Annotated in this window: 22 protein-coding genes and 1 pseudogene; 14 read left to right on the forward strand and 9 right to left on the reverse strand. The window is 68.7% G+C overall.

All coding sequences use genetic code 11. From position 1 onward, the window contains the following. Nucleotides 1-657 precede the first annotated feature (657 nt). Entirely contained in the window at nt 658-1,680 is a 1,023-nt protein-coding gene (locus ACTIDRAF_RS0204875; protein ID WP_026065791.1) for a zinc-dependent alcohol dehydrogenase family protein, read from the reverse strand. A gap of 350 nt (nt 1,681-2,030) precedes the next feature. Here ACTIDRAF_RS0204875 and ACTIDRAF_RS33370 point away from each other — a divergent pair, with 350 nt between their 5' ends. Then, nucleotides 2,031-2,450: a hypothetical protein gene (locus ACTIDRAF_RS33370; protein ID WP_016697594.1), complete on the forward strand. Its 420-nt coding sequence runs from the start codon at nt 2,031-2,033 to the stop codon at nt 2,448-2,450. Between the two features lie 244 nt (nt 2,451-2,694). Here ACTIDRAF_RS33370 and ACTIDRAF_RS0204885 read toward each other — a convergent pair whose 3' ends face one another. Beyond that, nucleotides 2,695-3,459: an alpha/beta fold hydrolase gene (locus ACTIDRAF_RS0204885; protein ID WP_016697595.1), complete on the reverse strand. Its 765-nt coding sequence runs from the start codon at nt 3,457-3,459 to the stop codon at nt 2,695-2,697. Nucleotides 3,460-4,233: 774 nt separating this feature from the next. Here ACTIDRAF_RS0204885 and ACTIDRAF_RS0204890 point away from each other — a divergent pair. After that, on the forward strand, nt 4,234-5,193 hold the full coding sequence (locus ACTIDRAF_RS0204890; RefSeq protein WP_016697596.1) for a proteasome assembly chaperone family protein: 960 nt from the start codon (nt 4,234-4,236) through the stop codon (nt 5,191-5,193). 91 nt (nt 5,194-5,284) lie between these two features. On the opposite strand, the gene ACTIDRAF_RS27260 is transcribed toward ACTIDRAF_RS0204890, so the two are convergent. Beyond that, the gene (locus tag ACTIDRAF_RS27260; RefSeq protein WP_157162847.1) at nt 5,285-6,316 is read right to left on the reverse strand and encodes a helix-turn-helix transcriptional regulator; all 1,032 of its coding nucleotides are present in this window, start codon (nt 6,314-6,316) and stop codon (nt 5,285-5,287) included. A 664-nt stretch (nt 6,317-6,980) separates the two neighbouring features. Here ACTIDRAF_RS27260 and ACTIDRAF_RS0204900 point away from each other — a divergent pair. Beyond that, entirely contained in the window at nt 6,981-7,199 is a 219-nt protein-coding gene (locus ACTIDRAF_RS0204900; RefSeq protein ID WP_016697598.1) for a hypothetical protein, read from the forward strand. A gap of 781 nt (nt 7,200-7,980) precedes the next feature. Here the strand turns inward: ACTIDRAF_RS0204900 and ACTIDRAF_RS34375 are convergent. From ACTIDRAF_RS34375 to ACTIDRAF_RS27270, 3 genes are all read right to left on the reverse strand, one after another. Beyond that, nucleotides 7,981-8,352, reverse strand: a complete 372-nt coding sequence (locus ACTIDRAF_RS34375) for an FAD-dependent monooxygenase (RefSeq protein WP_016697599.1) — start codon at nt 8,350-8,352, stop codon at nt 7,981-7,983. 159 nt (nt 8,353-8,511) lie between these two features. After that, complete coding sequence (locus tag ACTIDRAF_RS34380; protein ID WP_016697600.1) at nt 8,512-9,135, reverse strand: FAD-dependent monooxygenase; 624 nt, start codon at nt 9,133-9,135, stop codon at nt 8,512-8,514. Further along, a complete protein-coding gene (locus tag ACTIDRAF_RS27270; protein WP_016697601.1) occupies nt 9,132-9,581 on the reverse strand; it encodes a MerR family transcriptional regulator in 450 nt (149 codons plus the stop codon). Before ACTIDRAF_RS27270 ends, ACTIDRAF_RS34380 begins: the two co-directional genes overlap by 4 nt. Before the next feature lie 260 nt (nt 9,582-9,841). Here ACTIDRAF_RS27270 and ACTIDRAF_RS27275 point away from each other — a divergent pair, with 260 nt between their 5' ends. From ACTIDRAF_RS27275 to ACTIDRAF_RS0204925, 3 genes are read left to right on the forward strand one after another with little or no spacing between them, the layout of a single operon-like run. Then, complete coding sequence (locus tag ACTIDRAF_RS27275) at nt 9,842-10,744, forward strand: ABC transporter ATP-binding protein (protein ID WP_052168705.1); 903 nt, start codon at nt 9,842-9,844, stop codon at nt 10,742-10,744. Beyond that, on the forward strand, nt 10,741-11,592 hold the full coding sequence (locus ACTIDRAF_RS0204920) for an ABC transporter permease (RefSeq protein WP_016697603.1): 852 nt from the start codon (nt 10,741-10,743) through the stop codon (nt 11,590-11,592). The genes ACTIDRAF_RS27275 and ACTIDRAF_RS0204920 overlap by 4 nt, the downstream gene beginning before the upstream one ends. Nucleotides 11,593-11,608: 16 nt before the next feature. Continuing rightward, complete coding sequence (locus ACTIDRAF_RS0204925) at nt 11,609-11,833, forward strand: hypothetical protein (RefSeq protein ID WP_016697604.1); 225 nt, start codon at nt 11,609-11,611, stop codon at nt 11,831-11,833. Nucleotides 11,834-12,244: 411 nt separating this feature from the next. Here ACTIDRAF_RS0204925 and ACTIDRAF_RS35510 read toward each other — a convergent pair. Together ACTIDRAF_RS35510 and ACTIDRAF_RS0204935 are read right to left on the reverse strand one after the other, a co-directional pair. Continuing rightward, a pseudogene (locus tag ACTIDRAF_RS35510) lies at nt 12,245-12,361 on the reverse strand (IS701 family transposase); the annotation flags it as partial. Nucleotides 12,362-12,535: 174 nt separating this feature from the next. Further along, nucleotides 12,536-13,096 (reverse strand): class I SAM-dependent methyltransferase, encoded by a 561-nt coding sequence (locus ACTIDRAF_RS0204935; RefSeq protein ID WP_016697606.1) that lies wholly within the window; start codon nt 13,094-13,096, stop codon nt 12,536-12,538. Nucleotides 13,097-14,236: 1,140 nt separating this feature from the next. Between ACTIDRAF_RS0204935 and ACTIDRAF_RS32495 the strand changes: the two genes are divergently transcribed. The 6 genes from ACTIDRAF_RS32495 (at nt 14,237) to asnB (ending at nt 21,293) form a co-directional block, all read left to right on the forward strand. Then, a complete protein-coding gene (locus ACTIDRAF_RS32495; protein ID WP_083886103.1) occupies nt 14,237-14,890 on the forward strand; it encodes a thiamine pyrophosphate-binding protein in 654 nt (217 codons plus the stop codon). Further along, the gene (locus ACTIDRAF_RS27280; protein ID WP_157162850.1) at nt 14,887-15,465 is read left to right on the forward strand and encodes a thiamine pyrophosphate-dependent enzyme; all 579 of its coding nucleotides are present in this window, start codon (nt 14,887-14,889) and stop codon (nt 15,463-15,465) included. Before ACTIDRAF_RS32495 ends, ACTIDRAF_RS27280 begins: the two co-directional genes overlap by 4 nt. An 8-nt stretch (nt 15,466-15,473) precedes the next feature. Then, entirely contained in the window at nt 15,474-16,859 is a 1,386-nt protein-coding gene (locus ACTIDRAF_RS0204950; RefSeq protein ID WP_016697609.1) for a DUF6002 family protein, read from the forward strand. Nucleotides 16,860-16,882: 23 nt separating this feature from the next. After that, complete coding sequence (locus ACTIDRAF_RS0204955) at nt 16,883-17,914, forward strand: hypothetical protein (protein WP_016697610.1); 1,032 nt, start codon at nt 16,883-16,885, stop codon at nt 17,912-17,914. Between the two features lie 40 nt (nt 17,915-17,954). Continuing rightward, the gene (locus ACTIDRAF_RS0204960; RefSeq protein WP_039785862.1) at nt 17,955-19,286 is read left to right on the forward strand and encodes a hypothetical protein; all 1,332 of its coding nucleotides are present in this window, start codon (nt 17,955-17,957) and stop codon (nt 19,284-19,286) included. A gap of 177 nt (nt 19,287-19,463) precedes the next feature. Beyond that, a complete protein-coding gene (gene asnB, locus ACTIDRAF_RS0204965; protein ID WP_026065793.1) occupies nt 19,464-21,293 on the forward strand; it encodes an asparagine synthase (glutamine-hydrolyzing) in 1,830 nt (609 codons plus the stop codon). A 70-nt stretch (nt 21,294-21,363) separates the two neighbouring features. Here asnB and ACTIDRAF_RS0204970 read toward each other — a convergent pair whose 3' ends face one another. Further along, nucleotides 21,364-22,275: an ArsR/SmtB family transcription factor gene (locus ACTIDRAF_RS0204970; RefSeq protein WP_211215272.1), complete on the reverse strand. Its 912-nt coding sequence runs from the start codon at nt 22,273-22,275 to the stop codon at nt 21,364-21,366. A 119-nt stretch (nt 22,276-22,394) separates the two neighbouring features. Between ACTIDRAF_RS0204970 and ACTIDRAF_RS0204975 the strand changes: the two genes are divergently transcribed. Both ACTIDRAF_RS0204975 and ACTIDRAF_RS27285 read left to right on the forward strand, forming a co-directional pair. After that, entirely contained in the window at nt 22,395-23,600 is a 1,206-nt protein-coding gene (locus tag ACTIDRAF_RS0204975; protein WP_016697614.1) for an MFS transporter, read from the forward strand. A gap of 270 nt (nt 23,601-23,870) precedes the next feature. Next, nucleotides 23,871-24,464, forward strand: a 594-nt coding sequence (locus ACTIDRAF_RS27285; protein ID WP_016697615.1) for a 5-formyltetrahydrofolate cyclo-ligase, incomplete at its 3' end; no start/stop codon positions are given.

Consider the following 24,464-nt stretch of genomic DNA (forward strand, 5'->3'; position numbering starts at 1 on the left):
TGGAATGTGAAACACCCATCCGGCCCTCCGCGGCGGCCGCCCGAGCACGTCCCCCACTCCGCCGACCCGATGCGATACTCCGGTCCGATGACATCCCGTCAAAGCCTGAGCACCGTCCACTAGCCCGCCCGGGGACATCCCGGCGAGCGGACTGACCCACTACCCCGCCCCCGTCCATGGGCTGTCCGGTGAGCATGGCAGTGACCTCCGACCTGGTCGCCGCGGTCCCGGGATGAGCACGCCGAAACCGTCCAACCCCTGCGTTGGTGTCCGACCAGCTCGGCCGCATCCGCGCCGGCCAGCCCGGACGATGGAACGGGGCGGACAGCCAGGGCACCGGGCACGGCGGCCAGCGACGCCGGGTTCGGCACCGACGGCCCGGGTAGGCGGGGTGTCGCGGCCGCGCCGCCCACGACCGGAGGCGCCGGGCCGTCACCCCCACACCAGCTGGGCGTGACGTCCTCGGCGGCAGCACAGGGTCGCGACCGCCGATCCGCGTCAGCGCGTCGCCTCGACACCCGCACCCCGGGCGCTCATCGCAGCTGGCCACACCGGGGGCTGGTGCCACGCCGGCCCAGTGCGGCAGGCGCGGCGCGCTCACAAGGGCTGGCCCCGTGGCGGTTGCGAGGTGGGCGACTGCCACGCTCCTCCAACCGATCAGAGCGTGAGCAGCGTCTTGATCGCCCTGCGCTCGTCCATGGCCCGGTAGCCCTCCGCCGCCTGGTCGAGCGGCAGTTCGAGGTCGAACACCCGACCAGGATCGATCCGGCGGTTCCAGATCAGGTCGATGAGCTCGGGTAGGAAACGGCGCACCGGCGCCGGCCCGCCGTGCAGGTTCACGTGGGAGAAGAACAGCTCCTCGCCCGGCAGTTCGACCCCGTGGGAGACGCCGACGTACCCGACGTGACCGCCGGGGCGCGTCGCGCGGATCGCCTGCATCATCGACTCCTGCGTGCCGACCGCCTCGATGACCGAGTGCGCCCCCAACCCGTTCGTGAGGTCCCTGATCCGCGCCACGCCCTCGTCACCCCGCTCGGTCACCACGTCGGTGGCACCGAACTCGCGGGCCAACCGCTGGCGGGGCTCGTGCCGGCTCATCGCGATGACCCGCTCCGCGCCGAGCTGCCTGGCCGCCAGCACCCCGAGCAACCCGACCGCTCCGTCCCCGACCACGGCGACGGTCCTCCCCGGGCCGACCTGCGCCGCGACCGCGCCGAACCAGCCGGTGCCCAGCACGTCGGAGGCCGCGAGGAAGCCGGGGATCAGGTCGGTGGGGGGCAGGTCCGGTGTCGCCACGAGCGTGCCGTCCGCCAGCGGCACCCGCAGCAGCTCGGCCTGGGACCCGATCGCTCCCATGGGCACCCGTTGCACGCACGAGCTCTGGTAGCCGGCCCGGCAGATCTCGCAGGTGTTGTCCGACGCGAAGAACGACCCGACGACGAACTGGCCGGGCCGGACGGTCCGCACCTCGTCGCCGACCTCCTCCACGACACCGACGTACTCGTGGCCCATCGGGGCCGGGCCGGTGACTGGCTCGATGCCCCGGTAGGGCCACAGGTCGGACCCGCAGACGCAGGTCGCGGACAGCCGGATGACGGCGTCGGTCGGCGCCGTGATCGTCGGGTCGTCCCGGTGCTCCACCCGGACGTCGCCGGGGGAGCGCAGCACCACACCACGCACGATGGGTCTCCGTTCGTTGCTCTGGGGCCCCGGCCAGGGGTGGCCGGGGGCCACCTGAGGCGTTCCAATCCGGGCGGCGGTTAAACCCCCGTGGTCGCCAGGACAGGTGTCGGGTGTTCCGGGCCCCAGGCAACCACCGACCCCGTCGACGGAGGGAGTTCCTCCGGAGAGGTGTACCAGCAGGGCGCCCCCCGCGCACCGGCCCGAGCACCGACCACGGGTGGCGTGGACAACCGCCAGGACGTGCGCGAGTGCCGCGTCTGGCGGCGAGCCGGGATCAGCGCTCACCCGGGTCGGGCTGTCCGCCGGCCCCACTGGCGCGTCCCTGCCCGGTCGTCGCGCTGGCTGGCGTGAGCGACGAGTACCGCGCGAAGCTGGAACGGGGCGCCCTGGCCGGCCGCAACCCGTACGACAAGGAGCCGCACGAGCTGGTCGGCGAACTCGCCACAGCCACGACGAGGAGTTCCGCACCCGGTGGGCGGCCCTCGGAGGACGCCCTCCGACTTCTGGTCTCCTGGGCGAGCACCACGCACCGGCCACCGGCCGGCAGCTCGGACGCACCGGCCACCCTCCACGACGGGACGCCGTCCCGGGGGCCGGCGGTGGGCGCGGACCGGTCCGGCCCGAACGCGTGCGCGACGCCCCCGGGGCTCAGGCGAGCGCTCCCCGCTCGCGACTCCGCCTCCAGGCGAGGCCACGGCCGCCAGCGCGTGCACCGCCGCCGGCCGACGGCGTGGACCAGCCCGGTGGGTGGTCCACGCCCTCGGTGATGGCACTCCGGGCCGGACCGCTGCCCCGCTCTGCCCCGCCACCGGGCACCGTGCGCTCGCCAGCCCCGCGACCGGGCACCGTGCGCTCGCCAGCCCCGCGACCGCGACCGGCCGGCGTCGAGCCGCCCCGGGAGCGCCGACCATGGCCTGGCGGCGGCGGACCGCTTCGGGCGGACGATCCCAGCAGCGCAGCGGCACGCCCCGGCGTGGGGCGGCCAGCGGGGGAGACCGCTGCTGAGCCACCTCAGCCGGGCAGGACTTCCCCGACGGCCTCGACGATCAGCTCAGGCTGGTCGTAGGGCACCTGGTGGCTCGCGCGTTCGGCCACCAGCACCCGTCCGCGCGGGGACAGCGCCGCCACCGCCTCGTGGTCGGCGGTCAGGTGTTCGAGCTGCGCACGCGGCATCCTGGGCCGCCGGCCCGCGCTGATCACCCGGACCGGCACGGGAGGCAGACCGTGCTCCTCGCGCATCCGCGCGGTCTCGGCCATGGCTTCCGGCATGCCGCGCAGCGTCACGGCCAGTTCGCGCAGGGGCCGCGCGTTCCGGCCGCCCAATACCGCCCTCGCCCGCAGCAACCACGGTGCGAGGCCGAAGGACAGCCTCCGGACCAGTGCGGATCCCGGCGGAGTTCCCGCCGCCGTCGGGTCGACGAGCACCAGCCCCGCCACGTCGTCGGGGTGTCGGGCGGCGTACACCTGGGTGACCAGCCCGCCGTACGACCAGCCCACGAGCACCACCGGCAGGTCGAGGTCGAGAGCACGGAGCAGCCGACGCAGGTCGTCGGCCATGTCCACGACGGACCCCGTCTGGGGCCCGCCCGACCGACCCACCCCGGCCCGGTCGTAGGTCACCACCGTGGCGACGCCGGCGAGCCCCTCCGGTACCCGTCCCCACGTTCCCAGTCCCTGACCGGCACCCCCGCCGTCCAGGACCACCGTCGGCCCCGACCCCTGGACCCGCGCGTGGAGCTCGTGCCCACCCACGTCAACCCGCCTGTCCACCATCATGCCGTCAACCTATGTTGATAACCCCGAGGTGTCAACTCAAGTTGACGCAGGTGGTGCTCGATCAGGACCGGCGGAGGGCCCCTGCCACGACCACCGCCCTCCCGCTTCTCGACGCCCTCACCGCTCAGGCGCGCCAGGCGGAGGGCGAACTGCGAGCCGGTCACATGGACCAGGACGACGCCCCCGACCTCGTCAGCCGTCGCTCGCGTACGCCGCCGGCCCCGTACCGTCGATCAGGAACCCAAACGCCCGCCGCACGGCGGTCCGGGGCGGTAGGCGGGACGCCGAACGGTGACCGCGTCACACGGGTCCTCGCCGGTGTCGGCGACGTGCCGAGGAGCACCTCGTCCTGGAGGGGCAGGGGCGGGAGAACGTGGCGCGCGAGATCGCGCCTCCGGCTCGGCGGGCACCGCCGTCGTCCCCACGTAGCCACTCCCGAGGACCAGCGCGCGATGAGCGTTTTCCTCGTCCGCGTCCTGTCCCCCGGGCTCGTCCTCGGCCAGCGCGCCTCCCGGCGGACTGACGTCGTGCTCCTCGGCCGGCCGGGCGGTCCACCGGTACCCGGCCGCCCCCTGGACCCACGATGGCAGGATCGATCGCGAGGACGGGCGTCGGATCACCGCGAGGACGCCAGGAGGAGTCGGTTCCACGGGACCGTCGACGCGACGATCTCCTGCGAGCCGACGAACTCGTCCTCGGACGCGGGATGGAACGGCGGCCTTGCCGCGTTGCACCTGAGCAACGACAGGCAGGCCGAAGGGCTGGAGGTTACAGGTGGTGCTCGATCCACGGGAACTGTACGAGGTGGACTCCGACGTCCCCGACCTGAACGGTGCGGTCCTCCTGCATCACCTCGAGGGGTTCATCGACGCCGGTTCGGCGGGCAGGCTGCTGGCCGAGCACCTCACCGAGAGCGGTGAGGGCCGCATCGTCGCCCGGTTCGACATCGACGGACTGATCGACTACCGGTCCCGGCGGCCGACGATGACCTACGCCGTCGACCACTGGGCGTCCTACGACAAGCCCGCGCTGGTCGTCCGGCAGCACTTCGACGAGGAGGGCACGCCGTTCCTGCTGCTGACCGGGCCCGAGCCCGACCGCCACTGGGAACTGTTCACCGCCGCCGTGCGCGACCTGATGGACCGGTGGGGCGTCCGACTCGCCGTGGGCTTCCACGGCATCCCGATGGGCGTACCGCACACCCGGCCGCTCGGGGTGGTGGCGCACGCCACGCGCAGCCAACTGCTGGACGACCGGACCGGGGGCGGTCATGCGGCGCTGGGAGGCCAGTTCCAGGTGCCCGGCAGCGTGGCGGCCCTGCTGGAGCTGAGACTGGGGGAGGCAGGGCTGGACGCCATGGGCTTCGCGGCGCAGGTGCCGCACTACCTCGCGCAGTCCAGCTACCCCTCGGCCGCCCTGGCACTGCTGGAGTCGGTCAGCCGAGCAGCAGGTCTGTCACTACCGACAGGGGACCTGCGGGCCGCGGCGGAACGCGTGAACGTGGAGATCGACCGCCAGGTCGTGGAGTCCACCGAGGTGTCGGACGTGGTGCGCGCGCTGGAGCGCCAGTACGACTCCTTCGCCCTGGCACCGGGCAAGCGCGGTCTGCTGGTCGAGGAGGGTGAGGCGCTGCCCACTGCCGAGGAGATCGGCTCCGAGTTCGAGCGCTTCCTCGCCGAGCAGGGACCGACGGGACTGCCAGAGCAGGGACCGACGGGGCCGCCGGAGCAGTGAGCCGCCTGGCCCAGTGCGGGTCGCGCGGGAAGCTCTCCCCGCACACGCGCCTGAGGCGGCGCCGAGATGTGCCGCCCGTGGCGGGTCATCCTCAGGCGGTTGATGCCGAACGGGCCGAGTGGTCGAGTCGTGGGCCGTCCAGGGCGAGCAGCGCCACGAGTTCGCCTCGACTGCGCACACCGAGCTTGGCGAAGACCGCCTTCAGGTGGTCCTGCACGGTGACCGGCGCGAGGGACAGCTCCCTGGCGATCTCCCTGGTGCTGCCGCCCCGCAGCACCGCCGCGGTCACCAGCTGCTCGCGGCGGGTCAGCCCGTGGGAGCTCAGCACCAGGGGCATGATCTCGGCCAGGGTCGGCGTCGAGGCCGTCACCACGACCTGCCCGGCGCCGAGGCCGTGGAGCACCGAGCCCCGCAGGATGATCCACTGCCCGGCTCGCGTCCGCACCCGCATCGTCGCCGGGATACCGGTCGGGTTGGCTTCGGCGTGCCGGGCCAGTCGGGCGACGACGAGGAACGCGGCGGGCACGGCCAGCACGGCGAACACCGAGTCCGCGAGTTCGCGCAGCAGGGCCTGCCCCGGCTGGTCCGCCGCGACCAGCTCGTCGCTCGACCCGAGGACGATCACGGCGGGGACCGGGGCGGCCGTGGCGGGCACGGTCGGCGGGCGGTAGGTGCGACGCAGCGCGGCGGTGATCAGCCGGTTCGCCTGACCGGCGAAGCGGAGCTCCTCGTCGGAGTACGGGCCACGGCCCTTCTCCCGCATGAGCGCCGCGAAGCCCCACGTGTCCCCACCGAGATCGAAGCGCAACCGCAGTTCGTCGCCGAACCCGTGCGGGGACAGGTGTTCGCGCATGCGGATGCTGCGTTCCGGACGTCCCTCGGTGACCTGGCTGAGCGCGGCTACCCGGTCGCCCTGTGCGTGCATCTGCGCCATCGTGGCGACATCGCCGCCGGCGAACTCCAGGTCCATCGCTGGTCCCATGCCGCGTGGGTCGAGCGTGCTGCTGACCATCGAGGTCGGCAAGCCGGTCAGCGGATCGGTGTGGTGCCAGCAGACGGCCTCGAAGCCCATCAACGACGGGAGCAGGCTGTCCAGCTCGATGAAGAGCTCGCTGGCGGTCACGCCCGCCCTCGCCAGGTCGCGGAGACCCCCGAGAACCTGTCGTTCGCGCTGCCGCCGGTTCGCCACGGGTGCGTCATCCGTTCTCGTGAGCCCTCTGGCGACGTGTCGCGGGCGCCGCACCCGGGTCCGTCCGAGGAGTCCTCGGGCCGGCGTGTCCAGGACGAGTGATCAGGACAGGGCGGCCGCCGACGGTGGGTCACCGCGATCACCAGGACGGTACTGCGTGCATCCGGATGGTGGCGGACGGTACTCCCAGATTTCTGGGATACCGCCTGTCACGGGCTCGGCCCATCATGGGTGGGGACACGAGATCCACTCTCCTGACCCGGAGGCGACGGAGGCGATCACCCTGCCGGAGCGGCCGGCGGGGGCTCCAGGTCACGGGCGCGACGCGCCAGGGGATCGTCTTCGGGGCGCCGGGCCCAGGGGACTCGGAGACGTGATCGGACCCGGCCGACCTGGGGGGCGGCCGGGCCCGATCACCCTGGCCGGCGGCCGCGCCGGCCCCGGATCTCGTTCTCGACGAGTCCGAGGTGGACCAAGCAGTTCCCGTGCGATGCCCGGGGGCCGCGGAGTCGAAGGAACGCTTCACCTCACGACTTCAGCACCAGGCCGGTGCGTGTTCGGCCTCGGGCGGAACGAGACAACCGAAGGGGAATGCGACATGGCGGCACAGACCTGCTCGAAGTGCGGCAGGACCTACGACTACGGCGGCGAGTGCCTCTACTGCTGGGGGCTCGAGGCCGGAACGGCCGTCAACGCCGGGAGGGAGCCCCGCAAGCCCAACACCTCGACCTCGAACTCGGGCTGCGCCGTGGTGGGTGTGCTCGTACTGTCAGGACTCATCCCGCTCCTGCTGTTGCTGGACAGCATCTTCGCCTGAGCAGCTCGAACTCCACCTCGATGCGCACCCGCTGCCTGCGAGCGCACCGCAGTTCCCCAGCCGACCGCTCCCACGACGAACGAGGACCAGCCGACGGGCACGGCGATGAGCTCGAACGGCCTGGTGACGCCACCAGCCCCCCCTGCTCACCCCACCGCACGGGCCACCTCCCAGCTGCATCCCCGCACCATGCGCCGGTAACCAACCGCGCTCCGCGGTGTCTCGAGTCGAACCGCCGACAGCCCCCGACCCCGGTCGAGCCGTCGGCGGCAGCACTCTCCGCCGTCCACGGAGGCGCCGACCTACTGCGTCAAGGTTCCGGCGGCTCGCGCCAGGCCGACCGGCCTGACTGCTCGCACCATCGCGTCCCCCTACGCGCACGCTCGATCCACGTTTGCAGGTTCGCGCCGCGTTCTGCCGGTACTCCATGGCGATTGTGCAGAAACTCTACACATAGAATTCAACGATATCGTTGAAGTGTGACAGTCAACCCGAACATGACCAGCAGCGACTGGTCAGCACGGCACGACGGCAACCCCGGCCGGAACCGGAAAGATCAGGACCACCGCGCGAGCGGTCCCCGGAGGCTCCCGAGATGATCCGGGTGCACAACCTCCGCATGGGCTTGGGCGCGAAGTTGCGTTGTGGGTTTGTTGGCTGTCCGGTCCATCTCTGAACGTGAAGTCTTCTCCGAGCACTGTGCTGCACCGGTCGTGTCACGACGGCCGGGGACTGCACGTGCGTGCTCGGATGAACCTGTTGTCGGAGGCAGGCGCCTGGCTCAGTGAGGTGGGGCCGGTGATCGCAGGTGCGGTGGTCGCCATCGCCAGGTGGGGTTGCCGTTGGCAGCGATACCTCTGCGCCACAAGGGTGCTGGCATTAGCCGGATCATGGTGACCATGGCTCGGTGGGCGGTTCTGGAGGTGGTGCGTCGGCCGTCGGTGCGGGCGCCCCGGGCGGTGGCTTGGGTTCGCGGACGACGTTCGGTGTCGTAGCGGACGAGGGCCGTCTCGATCGTGTTCTCGTCGGCGAGGGCGGCGGCGAGAACGACGGCGTCCTCAATGGACTGGCCGGCGCCCTGGCCGCGGTCCGGGCTCATCGCGTGGGCGGCGTCGCCCAGCAGCGCTACCCGACCGTGGACGTAGGTCGGCAACGGGTCCAGGTCGTGGATGTCGATGTGGATGATGCGCTCGTCCGGGGTGGCGCCGATCAGCTGCGGGATCGGCTCGTGCCAGGTGGCGACTCGGTGGGCTACCTCGACCTTGTCGTGGTCGTAGCGGAGGCTGGGCTCATCGGCGGTGGTGACGTGGGCTCAGTACGCGCGGCCGCGAGCGATGGGGTGGATGAGGAAGTAGCCGCCTGGACCGAGCGTCATGCTGCCGGGCAGGTCGGCGACCTCGGCGATGCCCAGCCATGCGGTACGGCCAAGGAAACGAGGTGGCGGCGCGTCCGGCCACAGCAGCCGGCGGACGGTGCTGCGGATGCCGTCGGCGGCGATGACCAGTTCGGCGTTCAGCTCGGTGCCGCCGCACGCGACGGTTACCGAGCTGTCGTCCTGCCATACTGCGGTGACCTCCGCATCCGTGCGGACCCAGCCGGTAGGCAGCGCGTTGAGAAGCACTTGGTGCAGGTCGGCGCGGTGGAAGGCCAGCAGCGCGGTGGTGTCGGCGGGTCGGGCGCGTTGCAGGTAGCGCCCGTCGGGCCGACGGAGGTTGCCGGAGGCGTGGGTAGGCACTCCGACCGACCGGGCCTGCTCCTCGACACCGAGTTCGGTCAGCGCGCGCAGGGCGTTGGGGGACTGGGACATACCCGCGCCGATCTCGCCCAGTTCGGATGCGCGTTCCAGCACGGTGGCCTGCCAGCCGATCCGGTGCAGGGCCAACGCGGCGGCCAGTCCGCCGATGCCGCCGCCGACCACGATCGCTTGCCTGGTCATGCTGTCTCCCCACCGGTCGGGTCGTCGGTGCGCAGGGGTGGCGGGTTGTCGAACACCGCGGCCATCCATTCGAAGGTGGCGTGCGCCTCGCGAACGCGCCCGGCGCGGCCCTCGTCCGGGCCGACCTCCAACGCGTCGCGCATCGAGCGCAATGCCTTGCGTCGCTCGTGCTGCGTGGCGTGAACGCCGTCGACGAGCTCGAGCGCCTTGGCGACGTCCCCCGCCCCCACTGCCCGCGCCATCGCACGGGCGACGACCCAGCTGTATCCCCGCACCATGCGCCGGTGGGCCCGCAGCGCTTCGAGGTGTCTCGAGTCGAACTGCCGATGGCCCGACTCCGATCGTGCTGCCGGCGGCAGCACCTCGTCGTCCAAGCAGTTGCGGACCTGCTGCGTCGAGATCCCGGCGGCTCGCGCCAGGTCGACTGGCCTCAGTGCTCGCCCCATCGCGCCCCTTGCAGACACCTTCACCCCAGATTTTAAGGTTGGCGCTGTGTTGTGCCAGTACGTTACGCCTCTTTCGCTGGAAAACATTATACGGGTAGTTCAACGATATCCTTGATAGGATGAAAGTCAACCCGAACATGACCACCAGTGGCTGTTCAGCCCCGCACGACGGCAACCCCGAGCACAATCCGGAAAGGTCAGGGCCACTGCGCGAGCGGTCTCCGAACGCTCCCGAGGTGATCCGGGTGCACGACCTCCGCATGAGCTACGGCGCGAAGGAGGTCTTGCGCGGGGCGACCTTCACCATTCACCGCGGTGAGGTGGTCGCACTGCTCGGTCCGAACGGGGCTGGAAAGTCGACGACCATCGAGATCCTGGAGGGCTTCCGGCGACGCAGCGGCGGCCAGGTCGAGGTGCTCGGCGTCGATCCGAACAACGGCAACGAGGCATGGCGGGCCCGGCTGGGTGTGGTGCTGCAGTCCTGGCGCGACCACAGTCGTTGGCGGACACGCGAACTACTGGTCTACCTCGCCCGCCACTACGCTCCCTTCAGCACCTCCGACCGGCAGCGTCCCTTCGACGTCGACGAACTTCTCGACCTCGTCGGCCTGACTGAGCACGCCGACGCCAGGGTCGGCGTGATGTCAGGTGGCCAGCGACGACGGCTCGACGTCGCGGTGGGCTTGGTCGGCAAGCCGGATCTGCTGTTCCTCGACGAGCCGACCGTGGGTTTCGACCCTGAAGCCCGGCAGCACTTCCACGCGCTGGTGAGTCGTCTGGCTGAGCGCGATGACATGACCATCCTGCTCACCACGCACGACCTCAACGAGGCCGAGCGACTCGCGGACAGGATCCTCGTCCTGGCCGGCGGGGAGATCGCGGCCGAAGGCACTGCGACGGAGCTGTCGCAACGCATCTCCAGCACGTCCGAGGTCAGCTACCGACTGCACGGCGAGCCGCACACCCACTCGATAGCCGACGCGACGAGTTTCGTGCGCGAACTGTTCCGCGAGCACGACACCGACATCACCGATCTCGAGGTTCGCCGCGCCAGTCTTGAGAAGGTCTACCTGTCCATGGTGCGCGACTTCGAAGCAGGACACGCGGACGTGCCGGCCGAACTGTCGTCCGACCGTCCGTCCTGCGCGGAGGTGAAGGCATGAGTGGCAACAACGCCGCCATCAGCGCGGGCTTGTTCCGTGCGCGCGTCGAGCTTCGCCAGTCGGTCACCAACGTCGGTGAGCTCATCGGCTGGCTGTGGATACCGGTCATCGCCGTGGTGGTGATGTACATCGTCGGTGACTCCAAGGTCCCCGGCACGGACTTCTCACTCGGCTCCCAGTCGGTGCCGGGCATTCTCGGCATGAACGCGGTGTTCACCGGTCTGATGGGCCTCGCCCTGTCACTGGTCACCGATCGCGAGGACGGCACGCTGCTGCGGGCCAAGGCCACCCCGGGCGGGATGGTCAGTTACCTGGTCGGCCGGATCCTGAGCAAGGCAGCGATCACCGTCGTGGTGTTCGTCCTGATCTTGGTGCCTTCGCTCGTGCTCTTCGACGGAGTGGGCAAGAGCACCGCGTCGTCGTGGCTGACCCTGATCTGGGTGCTGCTGCTGGGATTGCTCGCGGTCATGCCCCTGGGAGCGATCTTGGGGTCGCTGTTCTCGAACGCCCAGAGCCTCGGGTTCGTCACCCTGATCATCATGGGCCTCGTGAGCGTGTCCGGGATCTTCTACCCCATCACCGCACTACCCGGATGGCTGCAGTGGGTCGGGCAGGCATTTCCCGTGTACTGGCTCGGGTTGGGGCTGCGATCGGCACTGCTGCCCGACGCGGTCGCCGTTGCCGAGATCGACCAGTCGTGGCGACAACTGGAGACGGTTCTCGCGCTAGGCGCTTGGGCGGTCCTCGGCTTCGTTCTGGCCCCGATCGTCCTGCGTCGCATGGCGAGCCGCGAGTCGGGATCGACCGTGGCGGCCCGGCGCGAGCAGGTCGCTCAACGACCGGCGTGATCCCGAGGAGGGCAATGTGAACGACGATCGGACACAACTGGTGAAGGTGGCCACCGAGGTGGCGGCCGAGGTGGCTGGGGTCCTCGATCGACATCCGGTTTCGGGAACAGGCACCTATCCGCTCGAGGAAGTGGTCACAGCGCTGGCGAAACAGCACGACGTCCTGCGCGACGCGGTCGAAAAGCACCCCCACCCGTTGTCCGTGGACGCGGCGGGGCAAGCCCGACAGGCTCGGAGCTGACCTGGCGGGGCCCATCGGCTATCTGGAGCACATCCGAGTGCTGTACCACCGGCTCGACGACCTGCCGAGCCACCTGGGCACTCACGCTCATCGCGATCTGTCCGCCACTCATCTGCGGGCTCGCGAACTGAGGGACAACCGCGGCCGCCGCTAACAGACCGTCGCAGCAACGATCGTCCGCCTCGGCACCAGGCAGAGCGAGGCGGACGGCACCGCGTTCGGCCGGCAGCCGAGAAACGTGGCCACGCAGAAGGCATTTCCGGCGCCGGCGCCAACGCACAGGTTGAGGGAGGTCACCTGCGAGATCGCACCGGGGTCGGCAACCATGCAGGCGTGGCAACCCTGGTGCCTCAAGTACGCAACGGCAACCTCCAGTGCCTGCTCATGCCCGGGATGGTCTGCCGCATATCCCCAGGCCGCGTGGCAGAGCAGGCGTTGCATGCCGTCCGGGGTGGCCTCGCCGGCCTGCTCGGCGAGGCCCCCGTTCTTGCGTTCGGTCCGCAGCAGCAGGCCCAGCACATGAGCCCGTGCCCAAACCACAGTCCGAGCTGAACCGTTGCCTACTGCGCGAAAACTACGGGAATCCAGCTCGAACGGCACTCGTGCGCAGACCCGCAGCGATCACCTGAAGCTGGCGGCGAAACGGCTGGGCTGGACTACTCTCGAACACCCACCTGCTCACGCACTGTGCGAGCACAAAGATCAGAAGCAGTAGCGCAGGACCCTGGTCTTGTGGATCGCCTTCTCGCTGCGCCGGCACATCTTGATGACCGTGCGCATCATCAGGGGCAGCATGTCGACCTCGGACCTGAGCATGGTGCTGGCCTCCTCGGCCAGCTTCAGCCGGGCGTCCCACCTTTCGGGCAGGTCGTTGAAGGCGATCTCGCCGGCGTGGAAGTGCGCGACGAGCCGCTTGAGCATGGCCTCGATCTCGCCGTTGGACAACCAGGCCACGAGGCTGTCGCCGATGATCATGGCCGGCCGTTCCGCCGGGATCCGGTCCAGCCAGCTCACGCCGCGCACGTCGGCGTCGACCGGATGGACCCGCGGGTGTTCGCCGAACACCTCGGTCCGCGCCTCGACAATTTCGGAGAAGTCCACGTCGAACCAGTCCGCAGTGGACGGAGCGTCGACGCGGTGCTTCCGGTGGTCCAGGCCCACGCCCAGATCCACCACGATCGTGTCCGGATGCGCGGCCACGAATCGGCGTGTCATGTCGTCCACGATCTTGTCCACGATCTTGTCCACGATCTTGGCACGCACACCTCAACTTCGGGTTCAGCAACGTCCGGGACCTCGTCTTACAACTGCGCGGCCCCCACGCCTACAGGGCAGCGCTGGACTCACGTCCAATGCACCCACTCGGGACGGGCCAGAGCCCGCCCCGTCGGGTGCTACTCGGGCGTGGACAACCTGAAACTCGACTCCACCACCAGGCTGCCGACGCGAACCCGCTGGTCAGCACTGCCGGGTTCGGCTGTTGAGCGGTGGTCACCCTCACATCGGCTGCCGGACCAGAACGAGGCTGGCCGGGAGGAAAGACGCCTTCCGTGGTTCCGACGGCTGCCCGCACTGCCGTCCGCGACCCTGGCCAGGGACGGCTGGGACAAGATCAGTGAGGATCAGGGCCGGGAACGAAGACGTCGACGTGGTCGGTTTCCGTTCGCCCTGGTCATCGACTGACCGTGGGACTGTTCGGCCCGTCGTCCGGGAGTAGGCGGAGTTCGCCGGTGCTGGTTCGGTGGGTGCCGACGAGCAGGCTCGACTCCCTGCTGAGCAAACTCGGGTCGCTGTCGGAGGGAAGACCGACTCGCGGCCATGCCCAGTCGCGCGACCGGGCCTGAACCCGTCCTCGGGTTGCAGGCGTTGCCAGCCCGCTTCCCGGTCGGTCCCGTGTCACTCCGGAACGCGCTGGGCAGGTCGTGCGCGAGGGTGATCAGACGGTCCTGGCAGCGTGTCGTTGGGTAGCCGGTTCACCCGCGAAGGCCGTCCGGCCTGAGGGGTAGATGTTCTATTTTCAATAACCGCGGCGCGATCACCGACAACAGAAACCACGCATGCCAGCAATGGAGATCCCGAACTGGAAACCTCCCTCGGCCGAAGTCGCATTCACGGTGTCACGTTCCGTTGTGTGGTGGATGTCAAATTCCAACGTATCTTAGGTGTGAATTAAGTACTCCGGAACGGGGTAGGTTGACCCGAACGGACCTATCCAAGGTTGTGGCCACCCACTAGCGTCGTTCGCAGATCCCACTGTTCGTCTGTGGGGACCGGAAGAGCGTCGCCGTCACGTGCGGACCAGCGTGGTCGGTCGCCGTGCACTTCGCGTCTGGGGAGATATCTCGATCACTAGAAAAGGGAGGTTGCTGGCCGCCGCATCTCACGGACGCTGACGTTCAGCACATGGAACGCGAAGAACGACAGCTCGTAGAATCGTTTACCGGTGTCCGTTGTGGGTGCGTCCTGAGGGGTTGTCCTCGGCAATCCCAACATTCCCCGGCGCGGGAGATCGTACCCCCAGATTCCGCTGAGGAGTCCTCCGTGACGTCGCAATTATTCCTGGATAATCCGTCCTCCTGTTTGTCCCTCTCGTTGGCCGAAAACGGGTTCGGTCCCTTCTTTGGCACGCCTTGTGGATTTTTGGCACCATTTTACGAACGCGTTGAGCGGGATTTCGGGCTGTGTACGGTGCCTCGGGAGGACAACGCGGTCGGGATGGCGGCCGGGGCGGCCATGGCCGGACAGTTGCCGGTGGTCATGATGCAGAACTCCGGATTGGGGCAGTCGCTCAACGCGCTGGCCTCGCTCGTGGTGCCCTACGAGATCCCGATGCTGCTGATCATCAGCCTCCGCGGGGTGCTCCCCGACAGGACCTCGGAGAACCTCGTGATGGGGCGGCTCACCGAGCCGCTGCTCAACGGCTGCGGCATCCCCACCGAACAGCTCCGAGCGGACGCCCTGGACGCCCAGGTCGACTGGGCGCGCGACCTGGTCGGCGGACAGCACCGACCGGCCGCTCTGCTCGTCCCACCGACGCTGTTCGGGTGGCGGGCGTGAACAAGGCATCGGCGATCCGAGCGATCATTTCGGCGACCACCAACGAGCCGATCGTGTTCACCACAGGCTATTCGTGCCGCATCGCCCAGGCCATAGCCGATCGGCCAAACCACTTCTACATGACCGGATCGATGGGTCTCGCCACCTCCATCGCGACCGGTGTCGCCTTGGTGACCGGCGGCCCGACCGTGGTCGTCGACGGTGACGGCAGCCTGTTGATGAACCCGGCCGCGCTGGTCACCGCGGGTGCGATGTCGAACCTCGGGCTTCTCCACGTTGTCCTCGACGACGGCCTGTACGCCTCGACGGGCGGCCAGAGCACACCGTCGGGGCGGACCGACCTCGGGGCGTTGGCTCGTGCCTGCGGTTACGACCAGGTTCTCCGGGTAGCGGAGGACGACGCGTTCGCCGCTGCGCTGTCCGACGTCCTGGCCCACCGCACGACACCTGTGTTCATCCACTGCGTCCTCTCCGCGCACGACTCCGCAGTGCCCCCACGCGTGAGCGCCCACCTCGGGGAGCACCAACGCCGATTCCGACATCACATCCAGTCGACAATGACCACGAAGGTCTAGGGGCAAGAGTGACCGTTCACGAGCATCCCGCTACTGGTTCTCCCACACTGACCACGTGCGATAGCGAGAGTCTCCTCACGCGCTATTACGATCTGCTCGCCGAGTTCGCCTCGCGCTTCCAGCCGACCGCGCCGAGTGCCGGTTTCGAACCGTCGACGCGGCTGCCCGAGCTCGACGACAAGGTCGCCGAGTTCCTCTCTCCCGCCACCGCCGGCCTCCACGAACTCGGTGACTTCCGGGGACTGCCCTTGCGGCTGCTCGATCTGAGGCAGAACCCGCAGACGCAGACCACCAAGACGTTCGCCTCGCTGATCATCGTGGCACGCGCGGTCAACCACATCCAGGAAACCGGCGAGCCGGTGATGCTCTTCTCGCCGTCGTCGGGGAACAAGGCCGTCGCACTGCGCGACGCCGTTGCCCGCGCCCTGACCGCCGGTCTCGTGGAACCCGAACAGTTGCGGGTCGTGACGCTGACTCCCGAGCAGACGACGGGCAAGCTGCGTCGCTCGACCCTGTCCGAGGACCCGGAGCTGCGGGCGCTCAACCCGGTGTTCGTCCTCGACAACGCGCCGCCGGAAGCCGTGAAACAGGTGGGCCAGGAGTTCAAGCGGCTCTACACCGACAGCGGGTACGACCGCTTCAGGCTCTGGCACTCGCTTCGCCTGGAGAACTACCGGATCGCCGACATCGTGCGGGCCCTGTACGACTTCGAGTTCGGGTTCGCCGGACGCACCGACCTGCGCACCGTGCACGCCCATGCGGTGTCCAGCGCCTTCGGCCTCCTGGGTTATGCCAGCGGTATCGAGGTACTCAAGGATCGCGGCCACGCGGTTGCGGACCCGTCGTTCCTGCTGGTGCAGCACCTGGCGACGTGCGACATGGTGTTGCACACGTTGGAGGGTTCGTTCGACCGCAGGAACACGCCCGCGTATGACATGCGGCCGGACGGCGTGTGGGTGCAGGAGGACTCCGACCACTTCCCCCACCGCACCTGGTCCCCGCAGGAAATTCTGGAGCACACCTTCTACACCCACGAACCGGCGACAGCCACCGAGATGAGCGGACTCATCGCCACCAATGGTGGGACGGGAGTCGTCGTATCGTTGCTGGAATGCATGGAACGGTACGCGGAATGCCGCGCGCTCCTGAGGAAAAGCGCGGTGTCCCTCCCCGAGGACCCCCGTGACCTCACCGAGTGGTCCTTGGTCATGGCTGTGACCGGAGTGCTGAACGCGATCGACCGCGGGCTGCTGCGGGATGCCGACGGCGTGACCATTCACGCGTCCGGCACGTACGGCCGGGACGACTACGCGCCCCTCCCCGCCGAGTGGATCATCCATGCCGACAGTGCGGTGCAGGTGCTCGACGCCGTGCTCGACAGGGCGCGCGCGTAACGGATCGCAGATTGGTTTCGGCGATGACGGACAACCGTAGCCACTTCATCCGGGAGAACTCGGGGATCACCGAACTGCGCGAATGGGCGAGCACCGCCTACCTGGGAGTCAAGGAGGGACTGACCTACATCGCGCCGTTCGTCGAGGACCAGTTCCTGACCCAACAGTCCGGGGAGCGGACCGAGCCGATCGGCGAGGTTCCAGACCTCGCCGATCGGTGGGCCTCGATCCACGCGGACGTGGCAGTCCTGGTCGCCCCGTCAGCGGTGGTGGACAAGCTCGCCGAGCCTGGCGACATCCGGGCTGTGTCCCGTATACACCAGGTGGTGGACACCAGCCGCGGCGCTCAGGACGTGATGTCGCAGCTCTCGCGGCGCGAGCTGAAACGGCGCCAGCAGGCGGAGAAGGACGGTTTCGGCTACGACGTGTCCCATGAGGACGATCACTTCTTCGAGTTCTACCGGAGCATGCACGTGCCGACCATGCGCAACCGCTACGGAGACAAAGCCCGCAGTGTGGACGAGGAGAAGGCCTTTCGGACTCTCTTCCAGCAGGGCGTGCTGTTCCGGGTGCACAAGTCGGGGGAGTGGGTGTCGGGGAGCGTCAGCCAGATCGACGAGCGGAGCCGCACGCTCAACGCTCGCCTGATCGGGGTCAAAGCAGGCGACGACCAGTACCGTTCCGCGGGCGCGCAGAACTTCGTCTACCACGCGATCCTCGACTGGGCCGCCGAGGAGGACGGCATCGACACCGTCGACTTCCAAGGCTGCGAGCCGTTCCTGACCAAAGGAACGTTTCAGTACAAGAAGCGGTTCGGGACCACAGCGGTCATTCCCGCGAACAACTTCGGCGATCTAAGGATGCTCATCCGGCCGAAGTCCCTGACGCCTTCGGTGCGCCGCTTCCTGGTGAACAATCCCGTCCTCACCGAGGATGCCACCGGAGCCCTGGTCGCGAAGTACTTCCACGACAAGGAAAACGCCCTCCGGTCGGACATCCCGCACAGCTCGCCGGGGATCAACGGGAAGGTGATCGTCGATCTCGACGAGCTGTAGCAAGCTCGGAACGGTACCACCACGATTGGAGTCGCAGTCGATGCCCCACCCTTGGTTCGGCGAGCTCCGCCTGCCGCCCGCCGCACCGGCCGACCAGATCCGCGAAACCGTCCGTTCCAAGATCGGTGATGTCGGTGACGCGCCTCAAACCGTCCTTCCCGCCGTTCCCTTCACACTACCCCGAACGTCCTACGCCGAGCTCTTCCGGGTCACCCGCTCCCTTCTCGACCTGCTGCGCAGGACCGTGCTGGAGATCGCTCCCACTACCCAGGGCCGGATGGCGGTCCTGGGAGCCACCGAGCACGACTACCCCCTTTTCCTCGACGACAGCGGGTTGGAGGAGCGCTATGCGGACTGCATGGCGCGACCGGACATCGTGATCGGCCCGAACGGTCCGCGCGTCCTCGAATTCAACGTCAGCGGCGGATTCGGGGGCCCTGTCCAGCTGCACTGCTTGTACGAGGTGTGGCGCGAACTCCACGAGACACCGGACGGCCGACTGCCCTATTCGTTCCACGACCCGTTCGCCAGTCGTGCCGCGCTGTTCTCCGACGTCTGCGACGAGCTGGCGCTGCCCCCGAAGCTCGCCTGGGTCGGCACCGTTCGCGATCTCAAGCACACCGACTCCACGTACTACTTCGATGTGGAGATCGACTACCTGAACCAGCGAGGTTTCAGCGCCCGGCACTTCGAGCCAGAGGAGTTGGACCAGGTCTGGGACGGGCCCCCGGGCCTGCGCTATCCGTTGGGCCTGCGCCACTTCACGGTCTCCGAGTGGGACGAACTCGGCATCAGCACCGAGCCGGTCCGGCGGGCACTGAAGAACGGATGCCTGCTGCTGGCGCCACAAACCGCTGAACTGGTCGCCAACAAGCTGGTCATGGGCATGGTGTCCGAGGGACGGCCGTGGATGTCCTCCGCCGACCGTTCGCTCGTCGACACCTATCTACCGTGGACCCGCATCCTGACCGATCGCCGCACCACCCACGCCGGGAAGTCGGTCGACCTGCTGGCCCATGCCATCCGATACCGCGAGGACCTCGTGCTCAAACGGGGCATCGGCCTGCGGGGCCAGCAGGTCCTCCTCGGCAAGGACATCTCCACCGAACAGTGGAGGCACCTGGTCGAACGTGCCGCCGCGGCAGGCGACTGCGTCGTCCAGGAATACGTTCACGCCCAGTCCTGTCCGCTGTTCGTCGTCGATAACGGGGCCGAACAGCCGCGGGAGGTCGACGTCGCACCCGTGCTCAGCCCCTTCCTCTTCGGCGGACGGCCTGGCGGTCTGTGGGCGAGGTTCTTCACCACCGGAGCGGTCGGCATCGTCAGCATGCACGGCCATGGAGCGTCCGACAACGCCGTGGTCGCGGTATAGGACCGGCAACTCCCGGTTGTGGTCGGGGGCAACGACGACTCACGTGAACCGGGGACGCTCGGGCGCCGTGCGTCCCCGGACCTCGCGAATTGAAGCGTCGTTCCGGTTGCGGTGCAGGGAAGGTCAAAGGAGGACAGTGTCGCGACGCGCGCTCACTGGCCACGATGGGAGCAACGAATGTGCGGGTTTGTCGGATGGGTGGACTTCACCAGGGATCTGCGCGGCGAGCAGCGGGTTGTCGACGCGATGACCGACACCATGGGCGATCGTGGCCCCGACAGCCGTGGAACGTGGCTCAGCCGACATGCGGCACTGGGGCACCGGAGGCTGTCCGTGATCGACCTCGCCGGTGGCGCCCAACCGATGATCTCGGAGGTCGGCCCACAAAGGAGCCCCGTGGTGCTCGCCTTCGCCGGGGAGATCTACAACTTCGTCGAACTGCGCGCGGAACTGGTCACACTCGGCCACGAGTTCAGTACCCGTTCGGACACCGAAGTGGTGCTGCACGCCTATCTGGAATGGGGTTCGGACTGCGCTGAACGGCTCAACGGCATGTTCGCCTTCGCAGTGTGGGATTCGGTCCACGACGAAATGGTGCTCGTCCGCGACCGCCTCGGTGTCAAACCGCTCTACTTCGCGCCGACACCCGACGGCGTGCTGCTCGCGTCCGAGCCCAAGGGCATCCTGGCGAATCCGTCGTTCAAGGCCTCACTGACAGCGGAAGCCCTGCCCATCCTCCTGAACTCACGCCTCGCGCTGCCCGGAGAGACTCCGATCAGCGGACTGCGTGAGGTGAAACCCGGCCACACCGTGCGCATCGATCGCCGTGGCTGCCATGAGTCGGCCTACTGGCGACTGTCCAGCCGAGCGCACACCGACGACTTCGACACGACACTGAGCACCATCAGGGACCTGCTGGAGGACACGGTCGAACGGCAGCTCATCGCTGACGTTCCCCGGGCGGCGATGCTCTCCGGAGGTCTGGACTCCAGCGTGGTCGCGGCCATCGCGATGCGTCGCTTGCGCCACGACGGCGAAGGACCCCTGATCACCTGTTCCGTTCGGTTCGAGGGCGAGGAGAACGACTTCCGTCCGACGGCTCTTCGACCAGAGCGCGACGCGCCCTACGCCGCGTTGGCTTCGCGGCACCTCGGCACCGAGCACGTCGAAGTCGTGCTCACCCCCGCTGATCTGGCGGCAGCCGCGCCCGCCGCGCGCAGGGCGCGGGACCTGCCCAGCCTCGGGCAGTTCGACACCTCGATGTACTCGATGTTCGCCGTTCTGCGGGAGCGGTGCACGGTCGCGCTCTCCGGTGAAGCCGCTGACGAGATCTTCGGCGGCTATCCGTGGTTCCACGACTCCGCCATGGTGTGGCGCGACGGGTTCCCCTGGCTGGGCGACGCTCCCCGGCTGGCCGACTGCCTTTCCCCTGATCTCCGGGAAGCGCTGCGCCCGGCCGAGTTCGAGGCCGACCGCTACGCGACGCTGCGTTCGCAGGTACCCCGGTTGGCCGGAGAGGACAGACTGAACGCCAGAATGCGCGAGGTGCTGTTCTTCAGCCTGCAAGGGCCGCTGATCACCCTCCTGGAACGCAAGGACCGGATGAGCATGGCGGTGGGGCTCGAGGTCCGGGTGCCCTTCTGCGATCACCGCCTGCTGGAGTACGTCTGGAACGTGCCGTGGTCGATGAAGGTCGCAGACGGCAGGGAGAAGAGCCTGTTGCGAATGGCCGTCGCGGACCTGCTGCCGCCGGAGGTCCTGAACCGCAAGAAGAGCGCGTACCCGGCCATGCACGACCCGCGCCAGGAGGCGCTGACCCGGACTGCCGTGCGAGAGCTGGTGGCAGACTCCTCGTCACCCCTCTCCGGTCTGCTCGACCACGAACGAGTGCTCAGCATGGCCGCCGACCAGCACTCGACCATGACGCACGCGAGCACAGCGCACCTGCTCACTCCGCTGCTGGAAGTGGACACCTGGATGCGGGACATGGATCTCAACGTCACCTGAGCACCTGCGGGACGCCGAGGCCGACCAGGCGAGGCAAGGGCTCCCACCGGACGAGATCCCCCACAGGTGCTCAGCAGTCCTTCTGCGCCTCGACCAGGCACTCCCCGGCGTCGGTGCGGTAGTAGAGCACCGACCGCCCGGCGCGTCGCCGCCACACCAGGCGGGCGTCGAGCAGCACTTTCAGGTGACGTCCCACCGAGCCGAGGGCCTGTCCGGTCAACGCCACGAGATGCGTGGTGCTCTTCGGAGTGTCGAGGAGGACCAGCAGGTCGGCTCGCGCGGCCCCGAGCAGGGCTCGCAAGGCCCGGGGAACCGGTGCCCGGTCCGCCTCGACCAACGGACCGCTGCACGGGTAGGTCACGGCGTAACGCCGCGGCTTGTCCCAGGAAACCCAGCAATGGCGCGACGTCACCGGAACGAACAGCACCTTCGCGCCGGAGATCTGCTGCGGAGGATGACGGTAGGCGTTGATCTGCAGCCTGCCGTCACCAAGCCAGCGCATCCCCGGACGCAGATCGTCCAGGGCAGCCGCCCAGCCACCTTGGGTCAGTTGTTGTGCCCGAACGACGATATCCGCCTCAATGATCCGCCGACGCCGGGGCCAGTAGGGCAGAACGGTCTCGTTCCACACCCATTCCAGCAGATCGGCCGCACGATCGGGCAAGTCGGGGCGGTCCAGTTCACCGGGCAGCGGACCTCGCAGCGACACCGCGAGGTCGGCGCGAGCGTCATCCGACGGGGTCCTCCGCAGCTCCAACAGCTCCTCCGCGAACGCCGGTTCGCCTTCCCCCAACGGCGTGGGGGTGAGGAAGTCCGCCATCCAGCCCCGCCCGAACCCACCCCGCACCAACAGGGCGGTTACCGGGTCCTCGGTCAGCAGCTTCCGGTAGGCGGTCTGGTGAACGTCGAGCCACGCGCGCTCGCCGGGGTGCGTCGCCGTACCCCGCTCCAACGTGAGCAGACTCGCGGTCGCCTCCGCCAACGCCGAAACCACAAAGCGGCTCTCCGCGAGGGAATCCGTGTTGATCCGCCACCAGCCCATTGTTTCGCCCCCCTGCGAAACAATAGCCGGCCAGGGGCGGCATCGCCAAGATTTGAGCCATGCGCACATACGGAAAACTCTTCCGGGCACCGGAGTTCACCCCGTTCTTCCTGACCGTCTCCGTGCAGATCGCGGCCATGACGGTGAGCCAGCTCGCCCTTGGAACGTTGATCTACGAGGTGACCGGCTCTCCGCTGCTTTCCTCCCTCGCCATGTTCGGTCCCTCCCTGGCTCAGGGTGTCGGCGCCATCACGTTGCTGTCAGCCGCCGATCGACTACCCCCCCGTGCCACCATGGTGGGGTTGGCGCTGCTCGCCGCCATCGGCACGGCGGCCCAGGCCATCCCCGGCTTGCCGGTGTGGGGGATCTTCGTGCTTCTTATGGTTCTGGGAGTTCTCGGATCGTTGAGCGGCGGCGTGCGCTACGGACTGCTCAACGAGCTCCTCGCCGACGAGGGTTATCTGCTTGGGCGTTCGGTCGTGAACATGTCGGTCGGGGTCACGCACGTCTGCGGATTCGCGCTCGGGGGTCTTCTCGTCACCGTCCTGTCCCCGCGGGGAGCGCTGCTCGTCGGCTGCACCCTCTACCTCGTCGCCGCGGTGGTGGCACGGTTCGGCCTCAGGCACCGTCCGCCACGTGCGTCCGGTCGACCCTCTGTTGCCGAGACCTGGCGCAACACCGCGGTACTCTGGTCGTCCACGCCCCGCCGCCACGTCTACCTGGCGCTGTGGATACCCAACGGGTTGATCGTTGGTTGCGAGTCCCTCTTCATCCCCTACGCGCCGAGCCATGCGGGTCTCCTCTTCGCCTGCGCCGCATTGGGGATGCTCGCCGGGGACACCCTGATCGGCCGGTTCGTTTCGCGGCGGTGGAGGAACCAGCTCAGCGTTCCACTGCGCCTGCTCCTGGCCATCCCGTACCTTGTCTTCTTCCTGCATCCGGGCCCGCCATTGGCTGTAACAGCCGTAGTCCTCGCGTCGATCGGATTCTCGGCGAGCCTGCTTCTTCAGGAGCGTCTGATGGCTATCACTCCGCCCGAACTCAGCGGCCAGGCCTTGGGTTTGGACTCCTCCGGCATGCTCAGCATGCAAGGCGTGGGCGCGTTTCTCGCCGGTGCCGTCGCACAATTCACCTCACCGGCGACAGCGATGGGAATCATGGCGATCGCTTCCGTCGCGGTCACCGTTGCCCTGATCCCCGGGCTTCGGCCACCTCAGAGACAACGCGACGCCGATGTCCTCGGCGCCCAAGCCACCGCCGAGTGAGAGGCCGGCGCGTCCGGTGGGGCATCTCCCCGGTGCGGGTCACGACGCTGGACGGGGAGATCATTCTGGAAGGCGGGAGGTACCGGAGCCTCCGCCGGCCGAGGTACTCCGCGGTGAGCTGGCTGAGACGACGGTGGCTGTGCCGTGTCCGACGGCCGTGGAGCCGTGATCGGTTTCCGCACCGGGTCAGCGGTGCCGAGCGGGGTGGGGGACCTGGGGGAGTGCCCACGAGAGTCGTGATCGCAAGGCCCGCATGAAGGATGGTGCCCAGTGACGGATCCGCTGGACGACCTGAAGAACGAGGCACGTGCGCGCGTGTGGGACCGCCTGGCGGCGGCCGCGGTCGTGCACGACCCCGACGTGCACGGCCGGATCCCGAACTTCATCTCCGCCGAGGCCGCCGCCGACCGCCTCGCGGGGCTGCCCGTGTGGGAGTCCGCGCGCGTGATCAAGACCGTGCCCGACAAGGCGCAGCGTGCCGTGCGCGCTCGTGCTCTCCGGGACGGCAAGCTCGTGTACATGGCCGTTCCGAAGCTGGCACGGGAACGCCCCTTCTTCCTGCTCGACCCCGCACAACTCGAGGTGCCCCCGGAACAGGCCGCCGACAGCCACCGTGCCATCGACATCGCCCCCACGGTGGACGTGGACGAGATCCGGCCCGTCGACCTGGTGGTCTGCGGCAGCGTCGCGGTGAACCGGCGCGGGGTCCGCCTGGGCAAGGGAGCAGGCTATTCGGACCTGGAGGTGGCGCTGCTGCGGGAAGCGGGAAGGATGGGACCCGAGACCGTGATCGCGACCACCGTGCATGCCCTTCAGATCGTTGACGAGGACCTTCCCGAGTCGGACCACGACGTCAGCGTGGAC

The sequence above is a fragment of the Actinoalloteichus spitiensis RMV-1378 genome (assembly GCF_000239155.1).
GTDB classification, from domain to species: Bacteria; Actinomycetota; Actinomycetes; order Mycobacteriales; family Pseudonocardiaceae; genus Actinoalloteichus_B; species Actinoalloteichus_B spitiensis.